Genomic DNA, 9,093 nt, shown 5'->3' with positions numbered 1-9,093 from the left:
GCCACGCCGATTATGTTAAAAACATGATTACTGGTGCTGCTCAGATGGACGGCGCGATCCTTGTATGTGCTGCGACTGATGGTCCTATGCCACAGACTCGTGAACACATCCTGCTTTCTCGTCAGGTAGGTGTACCTTACATCGTTGTATTCTTGAATAAATGCGACCTTGTAGACGACGAAGAGCTTCTTGAGCTGGTTGAAATGGAAGTTCGTGAACTTCTTTCTACTTATGACTTCCCGGGCGATGACACTCCAGTAATCCGCGGTTCTGCACTTGCTGCACTTAACGGTGAAGCTGGTCAGTATGGCGAAGACGCTGTTGTTGCACTGGTTGAAGCACTTGACTCTTACATTCCAGAGCCAGAACGTGCAATCGACCTTCCATTCCTTATGCCAATTGAAGACGTATTCTCAATCTCTGGTCGTGGTACAGTAGTAACTGGCCGTGTAGAGACTGGTATTGTTAAAGTAGGCGAATCAGTTGAAATCGTTGGTATCCGTGATACTCAAGTAACTACAGTTACTGGCGTTGAAATGTTCCGTAAATTGCTTGACGAAGGTCGTGCAGGCGAGAACTGTGGTGTTCTTCTACGTGGTACTAAGCGTGAAGACGTACAACGTGGTCAAGTATTGACTAAACCAGGTGCGATCAAGCCACATACTAAATTCGATGCGGAAGTATACGTACTTTCTAAAGAAGAAGGTGGTCGTCACACTCCATTCCTTAACGGTTACCGTCCACAGTTCTACTTCCGTACTACGGACGTAACTGGTGCGATCGCGCTTAAAGAAGGCGTGGAAATGGTTATGCCTGGTGACAACGTTGAGATGTCAGTAGAGCTAATCCACCCAATCGCAATGGACCCAGGTCTACGTTTTGCGATCCGTGAAGGCGGTCGTACAGTGGGTGCTGGTGTAGTTGCTAAAGTAACTGCATAATCATAGAATAAGATAAACGGGTTGGGGTTTAGGCTCCAACTTGTTATTTTGCAGGTCAGTAGTTCAATTGGTAGAGCGTCGGTCTCCAAAACCGAATGTTGGGGGTTCGAGTCCCTCCTGACCTGCCAAGTTTTGAAAAAGACGCTTGATGTCGGCAAAATTGGTCATATAATAAGTCGCGAAACCTACGACGAGTACAAAAATGTCGAATGAAAAATCACGCGACGCATTAGGCGAAGCGGCAATTCCTCAAAGAAATAATCCTGCAGTAGATGTAAGTTCTGGTTCTCCATTAGACATGGTTCTATGGGTTATCGCCTTGATTTTATTGGTTGGTGCAATGATGGTAAACCAATATTTACCAGCATACTGGGCCCCTGCGAATGATATTTGGGTGCGTGTTGGGGTGATTTTGGCTTGTATCGTTGCAGCATTCGGTTTATTATACGCCACCCATCAAGGCAAAGGCTTTATTCGTCTGCTGAAAGATGCACGAATCGAGCTCCGTCGAGTGACCTGGCCTACCAAGCAAGAGACTGTGTCCACATCTTGGCAAGTTCTTGTTGTAGTCGTAATTACCTCCATTGTTTTATGGTGTTTCGATTATATTTTAGGCTGGTTAATCAAGTTTATTATCGGGTAAGAGAGCTATGAAACGTTGGTACATTATTCATGCCTATTCAGGTTATGAAAAACAAGTAATGCGTTCGCTTAATGATCGAATCCAGCGTAGCGCTGTTGCCGATAGCTTTGGTGAAGTCCTGGTTCCTACCGAAGAAGTGGTAGAAATGAAGGATGGCAAGAAACGTAAATCAGAGCGCAAGTTCTTTCCTGGCTATGTTCTAGTCGAAATGGAAATGAATGACGACACTTGGCACATTGTTAAAGAATGTCCGAAAGTTTTAGGCTTTATTGGTGGTACGGCTGAAAAACCGGCGCCAATTACGCAAAAAGAAGCCGATGCGATTCTTGCGCGTGTACGCAATACTGGTGAAGCACCTCGTCCTAAGACGATGTTTGAACCAGGCGAAGAATTACTCGTAGTTGACGGTCCATTCACAGACTTTAAAGGTGTGGTGGAAGAAGTTCAGTACGAAAAGTCACGTTTGACGTTGACCATTAATGTATTTAACCGTCCAACTCAAGTTGAACTGGAATTTCGTCAAGTCGAAAAATCAGTTTAATTGGTTTGGGTTGAAAACGCCTGATTTGCGTGCAAATCAGGCATTGTTGTTGTAACGGTATCGTTACTTGAAATCATTGGGGAGCCTTCACCGGCGTTTGCACCCAGAGGTAATTTGAAATGGCTAAGAAGATTGACGGCTATATCAAGCTGCAAGTTCCAGCTGGTAAAGCGAATCCATCTCCACCGATTGGTCCTGCACTAGGTCAACGTGGTGTGAACATCATGGCATTCTGTAAAGAATTCAATGCTGCGACACAAAAAGTTGAAGCTGGTCTACCAATTCCAGTCGTGATCACTGTGTACAACGACAAGTCGTTCACATTCATCATGAAAACTCCACCTGCTGCTATTCTTCTTAAGAAAGCTGCTGGTATCCAGAAGGGTTCAGCTGTACCTAACAAAACTAAAGTTGGTAAGTTGACTCGTGCTCAAATCGAAGAAATCGCGACTACTAAAGAACCAGATTTGACTGGTGCTGATTTAGACGCACGTGTACGTACCATTGCTGGTTCTGCGCGTTCTATGGGCTTGGAAGTGGAGCTTTAAGACATGGCTAAATTAACTAAACGTCAAAAAGCGATCGTAGCTGCTGTAGAAGCGCACAAAGTTTACACGCTAGAAGAAGCTGTTGCAGTTTTAGAGAGCCTTCCAGCTCCTAAATTCAAAGAATCTTTGGATATCGCGGTAAACCTAGGTGTTGATCCTCGTAAATCTGACCAAGTTGTTCGTGGCGCGACTACACTTCCTGCAGGTACGGGTAAAACTGTACGTGTAGCTGTATTCGCTCAAGGCGCTGCTGCTGAAGCTGCTAAAGCTGAAGGCGCAGACGTTGTTGGTTTCGATGATCTTGCTGAAAGCATCCAAGCGGGTAACCTTGACTTTGACGTTGTAATTGCTGCTCCAGATGCAATGCGCGTTGTAGGTAAACTTGGTACGATCCTTGGTCCACGTGGCTTAATGCCAAACCCTAAAGTGGGTACGGTAACTCCTGACGTAGCAACTGCAGTTAAAAATGCAAAAGCTGGTCAAGCACGTTACCGCGTAGACAAAGCGGGTATTATCCACGCTGCGATCGGTCAGGTAGGTTTCACTGCTGAAGCTGTTCGTTCAAACGTTGAAGCACTCGTTGCTGACTTGAAACGTTTAAAGCCTGCGACTTCTAAAGGCGTATACATTCAAAAGATCACTTTGAGCTCAACTATGGGTCCTGGTTTGATCGTTGATGTAGCAAACGTTTCTAAATAAGTCTCGACTTATACAGAATTTTAAAGCCCTGAGTAAGTTTTAAAGCACTGCTTTAAAACTTACGCAAGAAACGCTCCGTCGTATTTTGCAAACTTAGGCAAACTTTGAATTGATAAATGAAAATTTATCAGCGTCAAAGACCGCGGGCGAGGGGAGTTTTATGCTTCGCTCTTAATCGTCCAGCCTGCGTAGACGCGGTGGTGTGATTTGTTCATCCTCCGCGTGTTAGTCCAGTGATGGATTAACGAATTGGGAGTGTACTTCGCGTAAGTACATAAATCACCGTTAGGAGGTTTTACAATGGCTCTTCTTATCGAAGGCAAAAAACAGATCGTAGCTGAAGTAACTGAAGTTGCTTCTACTGCATTTGCTGCTGTTGTTGCTGACTATCAAGGTTTAACTGTTGAGCAATTAACTGCTCTTCGCGTTGAAGCTCGTAAACTAGGTGTTCACACACGTATCGTGCGTAACACTTTGGCTAAACGCGCTCTTCAAGATACTCAATTCAATATCTTGAACGACAACCTTGTTGGCCCAACAATCTTAGCTTTCTCGACTTCTGAAGACGACATGGGTGCTGCTGCACGTTTGTTCGAAGAATTCGCTAAAACTAATAAAGCATTTGAACTTAAAGCTGCTGCATTTGATGGCAAACTTTATCAAGGCGAAGAAGTTAGCGTTATCGCGAATCTTCCGAACCAAGAAAAAGCGCTTACTATGCTTGCAAACGTTCTTCAAGCTCCTATTTCGAAATTGGGCCGCTTACTTACAGCGCTTCAAGAGAAAAACGAGTCAGAAGCTGCTTAAGCTCAAACTTACACACACATCATTCAATACCCATTTGGAGTTAATCTCATGGCTTTAACAAACGAAGAAATCCTAAACGCAGTTGCTGAAAAAACTGTTCTTGAACTTGTTGAACTTATTTCTGCTTTCGAAGAGAAATTCAACGTTTCTGCTGCTGCTGTAGCTGTTGCTGCTGGTCCTGCTGCTGCTGCTGCTGAAGAGCAATCTGAATTCAATGTTGAATTGACTTCTTTTGGCGCAAACAAAGTTGCTGTAATTAAAGCAGTTCGTGAAGCAACTGGCCTTGGCTTGAAAGAAGCTAAAGACATGGTTGAAAGCGCTCCTACAGTTCTTAAAGAAGGCGTTTCTAAAGAAGAAGGCGAAGAACTTAAGAAGAAACTTGAAGAAGCTGGTGCTACAGTTACTCTTAAGTAATAGCTTAAGGGAGCCGGTTTTTTTATAATCAGCTCCAAAAATTGGCTGATGGCTCTTGGGTCATCAGCCTTTTTGCGTTACAATAATCGGCTCGATTTTTGTTTGCATGATATAAAAATCATACAAATTAAAAATAAACATAATGAACAAACGTTTACCAATATTTTTCAGTAAAAAAATATTGATAAGCGTTTTAATACCACTAAAAATTGCAGCATTTGTAAAGAGTGGTGGCCATATCGGCCAGCGTAATTCCTTCTGAGCCCGTTCTGCAGGCGGGCTTGGTTTACACTTTCCGAGGACTCCAGATGGCATACTCATATACCGAAAAGAAACGGATCCGTAAGAATTTTGGTAAATTGCCTAGCGTTATGGATGCTCCGTACCTGCTCGCGATTCAAGTCGACTCGTACAGAACGTTCTTACAAGATGGCAAATCACCAAAAAACCGCGAAGATATCGGTCTCCAAGCCGCATTTCGTTCAGTTTTTCCTATAGAAAGTTATTCTGGCAATGCTGCTTTAGAATTTGTTGAGTATAGTCTTGGTAAGCCTGAGTTTGATGTACGCGAATGTATTCTTCGTGGCTCAACTTATGCAGCACCAATGCGTGTAAAAATTCGTTTGATCCTGAAAGATCGTGAAACGAAGTCAATTAAAGACGTACGTGAACAAGAAGTCTATATGGGCGAGATGCCATTGATGACGGATAACGGTACCTTTGTAATTAATGGTACCGAGCGTGTAATCGTATCTCAATTACACCGTTCACCAGGCGTATTCTTTGACCACGATAAAGGTAAGACTCACTCAAGTGGTAAAGTCCTTTATTCAGCGCGTATCATTCCTTACCGTGGTTCATGGTTAGATTTTGAATTCGATGCCAAAGACCTGGTCTATGTACGTATTGACCGTCGTCGTAAATTACTTGCGACTGTGGTGCTGCGTGCGCTGGGTTATAGCAGCGAAAACATTCTCAACATGTTCTACGAGAAAGTCCCTGTGTATCTTGACATGGGTAGCTATCAAATTGACTTGGTGCCGGAACGTCTGCGTGGCGAAATGGCACAATTTGACATCTTGGATAAAGATGGCAAGGCAATCGTTGAGCAAGGTAAACGTATTAACGCGCGTCATGTACGTCAGATGGAAGCTTCAGGTCTTGAAAAACTTGCAGTGCCTGATGAGTATTTGTATGAGCGTATCACGGCTGAAGACATCGCATTAAAAGATGGCGACGTGATTGCTGCAAATACCGTATTGAGCCATGAAGTCATGGTGAAAATTGCAGAAGGCGGCGTGAAGCAGTTTAATGTTCTGTTCACCAATGATATCGACCGTGGTTCATTCGTTGCAGATTCTCTACGTGCAGATACTACGACCACTCGTGAAGAAGCATTAGTAGAAATCTACAAAGTCATGCGTCCGGGCGAGCCACCAACCAAAGAAGCAGCTGAGAACCTGTTCAATAACCTGTTCTTCTCTTCTGAGCGTTATGACTTGTCTCCAGTCGGTCGTATGAAGTTCAACCGTCGTTTGGGTCGTCCTTACGAAGTGGGTACAGACCAGAAGTCGCGTGAAGTTGAAGGTATTCTCTCGAACGAAGATATCACTGATGTATTGAAAACATTAGTTGAAATCCGTAACGGTAAAGGTGAAGTCGACGATATCGATCACTTGGGTAACCGTCGTGTTCGTTCTGTGGGCGAAATGACAGAAAACCAATTCCGTGTCGGTCTGGTTCGTGTAGAACGTGCTGTTAAAGAACGTTTATCTCAAGCTGAAACAGACAACCTGTCTCCGCAAGATCTAATCAATGCGAAGCCTGTTGCTGCTGCAATCAAAGAATTCTTTGGTTCAAGCCAGTTGTCTCAGTTCATGGATCAAAACAACCCGTTGTCTGAAATCACGCACAAGCGTCGTGTATCAGCACTTGGTCCCGGTGGTTTGACGCGTGAACGTGCGGGCTTTGAAGTACGTGACGTACATCAAACGCATTACGGTCGTGTATGTCCAATTGAAACGCCGGAAGGTCCAAACATTGGTTTGATCAACTCGCTTTCTGTATATGCTAAAGCGAACAACTTCGGTTTCCTGGAAACGCCTTACCGTAAAGTAGTTGATGGCCGTGTAACCATGGACATTGAATACCTGTCTGCGATTGAAGAAGTGGGTACTGTGATTGCACAGGCCGATTCTGCAGTAGATGCTGATGGTAATTTATTAGAAGAAGTTGTATCTGTACGTCACCAAGGTGACTTCGTACGCATGCCGCCGGAAAAAGTAACGCATATGGATGTATCTGCTCAGCAGGTTGTATCTGTGGCTGCGTCACTGATTCCGTTCCTTGAACACGATGATGCCAACCGTGCATTGATGGGTTCAAACATGCAACGTCAGGCTGTTCCTACGTTAATCGCTGACAAACCACTCGTAGGTACGGGTATGGAAGCGAACGTAGCACATGACTCTGGTGTGTGTGTGATCGCTCAGCGTGGTGGTCGTATTGAGTTTGTTGATGCATCTCGTGTCGTGATTCGTGTGAACGAAGAAGAGATGATCGCAGGTGAGGCAGGTGTAGATATCTATAACCTGATCAAATACACCCGTTCAAACCAAAACACCTGTATCAACCAGAAAGTTCTGGTGAACCTGGGCGATAAAGTGGGTCGTGGTGATGTATTGGCCGATGGTCCATCGACTGATGGCGGTGAGCTAGCGCTTGGTCAAAACATGCGCGTCGCATTCATGACCTGGAACGGTTACAACTACGAAGACTCGATCTTACTTTCAGAGCGTGTACTTCAAGAAGACCGTTTAACCTCGATTCATATCCAGGAATTGTCATGTGTCGCACGTGATACTAAGCTTGGTGCTGAAGAAATCACGGCCGATATCCCGAATGTGGGTGAAGCAGCGCTTTCTAAACTTGATGAATCAGGTATTGTTTACATCGGTGCTGAAGTAACAGCAGGTGATATTCTTGTTGGTAAAGTGACGCCTAAAGGTGAAACGCAGCTAACGCCGGAAGAAAAATTGCTTCGTGCAATTTTTGGTGAAAAAGCAGCTGACGTTAAAGATTCATCTTTACGCGTTCCATCTGGTACCAAAGGTACTGTGATTGATGTTCAAGTGTTTACACGTGATGGTCTTGAAAAAGACGAACGTGCTCAAGCAATTGAAAAAGCTCAGCTTGATGCTTACCGTAAAGACTTGAAAGAAGAGTTCAAGATCTTTGAAGAAGCAGCACGTGAACGTGTAATTCGTTTGTTGAACGGTCAAGAGTCGAATGGTGGCGGTACCACTAAACGTGGCGACAAACTGTCTGAAGACGTGTTGTCTGGTTTAGAGCTTGTTGATCTTCTTGAAATTCAACCGGTTGATGAAGCAATCGCTGAACGTCTAACGCAAATTCAAGTGTTCTTGAAAGAGAAGAGCTTCGAAATTGACGAGAAATTTGCTGAGAAAAAACGCAAACTTTCTACAGGCGATGAGCTGACCACTGGCGTATTGAAAGTAGTTAAAGTTTATCTTGCGGTAAAACGTCGCATCCAGCCGGGTGATAAGATGGCCGGTCGTCACGGTAACAAGGGTGTTGTATCAAACATCTTGCCGGTAGAAGACATGCCACACGATGCCAACGGTGTACCTGTTGATATCGTACTGAACCCGCTGGGCGTACCATCGCGTATGAACGTGGGTCAGATTCTTGAAACTCACTTAGGTATGGCTGCCAAAGGTCTTGGCGATCAAATCGACAAGATGATGAAAGAGCAACGTACTGTACTTGAGCTTCGTGATTTCCTGGACAAGATTTATAACAAAGTTGGTGGCGAGCAAGAAGATCTTGACAGCTTGACTGATGAAGAAATCTTGAAACTTTCTGGTAACTTGCGTGCTGGTGTGCCTTTGGCAACACCTGTATTCGATGGTGCTGAAGAAGGTCAGATCAAAGAATTGTTACAACTTGCAGGTCTATCAAGTACTGGTCAGACAGTATTATATGATGGTCGTACTGGTGAGCGTTTCGACCGTCCAGTAACTGTAGGTTATATGTACATGCTGAAACTGAACCACTTAGTTGATGACAAGATGCATGCGCGTTCAACTGGTTCTTATTCTCTAGTCACGCAACAGCCGCTGGGTGGTAAAGCACAATTCGGTGGTCAGCGTTTCGGTGAGATGGAAGTCTGGGCACTAGAAGCTTACGGTGCAGCATATACGCTACAAGAAATGCTGACTGTGAAATCGGATGACGTTGAAGGCCGTACCCGTATCTACAAGAATATTGTAGATGGTAACCATTATATGGACCCGGGTATGCCTGAATCGTTCAACGTATTGACCAAAGAGATCCGTTCTTTAGGTATCAACATTGAACTGAAAAATGGTGACTAATTAGTTCCATTTAATCCCCCCAACCCCCTTTATGAAAGGGGGGGATTTGCTCCTCTTGCTTTGAGGAGTTTTCCCCCTTAGAAAAAGGGGGATCAAGGGGGAT

At 44.5% G+C, this 9,093-nt stretch carries 9 protein-coding genes and 1 tRNA gene; 9 read left to right on the top strand and 1 reads right to left on the bottom strand.

Features of this window, described 5'->3' with window-relative positions:
• From tuf to rplL, 8 genes are all read left to right on the top strand, one after another.
• Positions 1-941: elongation factor Tu (gene tuf, locus FTV30_RS08375; RefSeq protein WP_180001405.1), on the top strand; the 941-nt coding region annotated here is incomplete at its 5' end.
• A gap of 52 nt (positions 942-993) precedes the next feature.
• Positions 994-1,069 (top strand) — tRNA-Trp (locus FTV30_RS08370).
• 74 nt (positions 1,070-1,143) lie between these two features.
• Complete coding sequence (gene secE / locus FTV30_RS08365; protein ID WP_005095267.1) at positions 1,144-1,584, top strand: preprotein translocase subunit SecE; 441 nt, start codon at positions 1,144-1,146, stop codon at positions 1,582-1,584.
• A gap of 7 nt (positions 1,585-1,591) precedes the next feature.
• Positions 1,592-2,125: a transcription termination/antitermination protein NusG gene (nusG, locus tag FTV30_RS08360; protein WP_004278615.1), complete on the top strand. Its 534-nt coding sequence runs from the start codon at positions 1,592-1,594 to the stop codon at positions 2,123-2,125.
• 119 nt (positions 2,126-2,244) lie between these two features.
• Positions 2,245-2,673, top strand: a complete 429-nt coding sequence (rplK, locus tag FTV30_RS08355) for a 50S ribosomal protein L11 (RefSeq protein WP_158310898.1) — start codon at positions 2,245-2,247, stop codon at positions 2,671-2,673.
• Between the two features lie 3 nt (positions 2,674-2,676).
• The gene (rplA, locus tag FTV30_RS08350) at positions 2,677-3,372 is read left to right on the top strand and encodes a 50S ribosomal protein L1 (RefSeq protein ID WP_005095271.1); all 696 of its coding nucleotides are present in this window, start codon (positions 2,677-2,679) and stop codon (positions 3,370-3,372) included.
• A 300-nt stretch (positions 3,373-3,672) separates the two neighbouring features.
• Positions 3,673-4,179 (top strand): 50S ribosomal protein L10, encoded by a 507-nt coding sequence (rplJ, locus tag FTV30_RS08345; RefSeq protein WP_005095272.1) that lies wholly within the window; start codon positions 3,673-3,675, stop codon positions 4,177-4,179.
• Positions 4,180-4,227: 48 nt separating this feature from the next.
• A complete protein-coding gene (rplL, locus tag FTV30_RS08340; RefSeq protein WP_005095274.1) occupies positions 4,228-4,593 on the top strand; it encodes a 50S ribosomal protein L7/L12 in 366 nt (121 codons plus the stop codon).
• A gap of 63 nt (positions 4,594-4,656) precedes the next feature.
• On the opposite strand, the gene FTV30_RS08335 is transcribed toward rplL, so the two are convergent.
• The gene (locus FTV30_RS08335; protein ID WP_034608820.1) at positions 4,657-4,908 is read right to left on the bottom strand and encodes a hypothetical protein; all 252 of its coding nucleotides are present in this window, start codon (positions 4,906-4,908) and stop codon (positions 4,657-4,659) included.
• Between FTV30_RS08335 and rpoB the strand changes: the two genes are divergently transcribed.
• Entirely contained in the window at positions 4,902-8,990 is a 4,089-nt protein-coding gene (gene rpoB / locus FTV30_RS08330; protein WP_100329329.1) for a DNA-directed RNA polymerase subunit beta, read from the top strand. The genes FTV30_RS08335 and rpoB overlap by 7 nt on opposite strands.
• Positions 8,991-9,093: the final 103 nt, after the last annotated feature.

Source organism: Acinetobacter sp. YH12255, from assembly GCF_013417355.1.
GTDB classification, from domain to species: Bacteria; Pseudomonadota; Gammaproteobacteria; order Pseudomonadales; family Moraxellaceae; genus Acinetobacter; species Acinetobacter pseudolwoffii.
The sequence above is the reverse complement of the archived record's forward strand: the minus strand, read 5'-3'. Positions and strand labels throughout refer to the sequence as shown.

Coding starts and splice junctions, on each gene's coding strand:
- secE (WP_005095267.1), top strand. CDS start 1,144: ATGTCGAATGAAAAATCACGCGACGCATTAGGCGAAGCGGCAATTCCT.
- nusG (WP_004278615.1), top strand. CDS start 1,592: ATGAAACGTTGGTACATTATTCATGCCTATTCAGGTTATGAAAAACAA.
- rplK (WP_158310898.1), top strand. CDS start 2,245: ATGGCTAAGAAGATTGACGGCTATATCAAGCTGCAAGTTCCAGCTGGT.
- rplA (WP_005095271.1), top strand. CDS start 2,677: ATGGCTAAATTAACTAAACGTCAAAAAGCGATCGTAGCTGCTGTAGAA.
- rplJ (WP_005095272.1), top strand. CDS start 3,673: ATGGCTCTTCTTATCGAAGGCAAAAAACAGATCGTAGCTGAAGTAACT.
- rplL (WP_005095274.1), top strand. CDS start 4,228: ATGGCTTTAACAAACGAAGAAATCCTAAACGCAGTTGCTGAAAAAACT.
- rpoB (WP_100329329.1), top strand. CDS start 4,902: ATGGCATACTCATATACCGAAAAGAAACGGATCCGTAAGAATTTTGGT.
- FTV30_RS08335 (WP_034608820.1), bottom strand. CDS start 4,908: ATGCCATCTGGAGTCCTCGGAAAGTGTAAACCAAGCCCGCCTGCAGAA.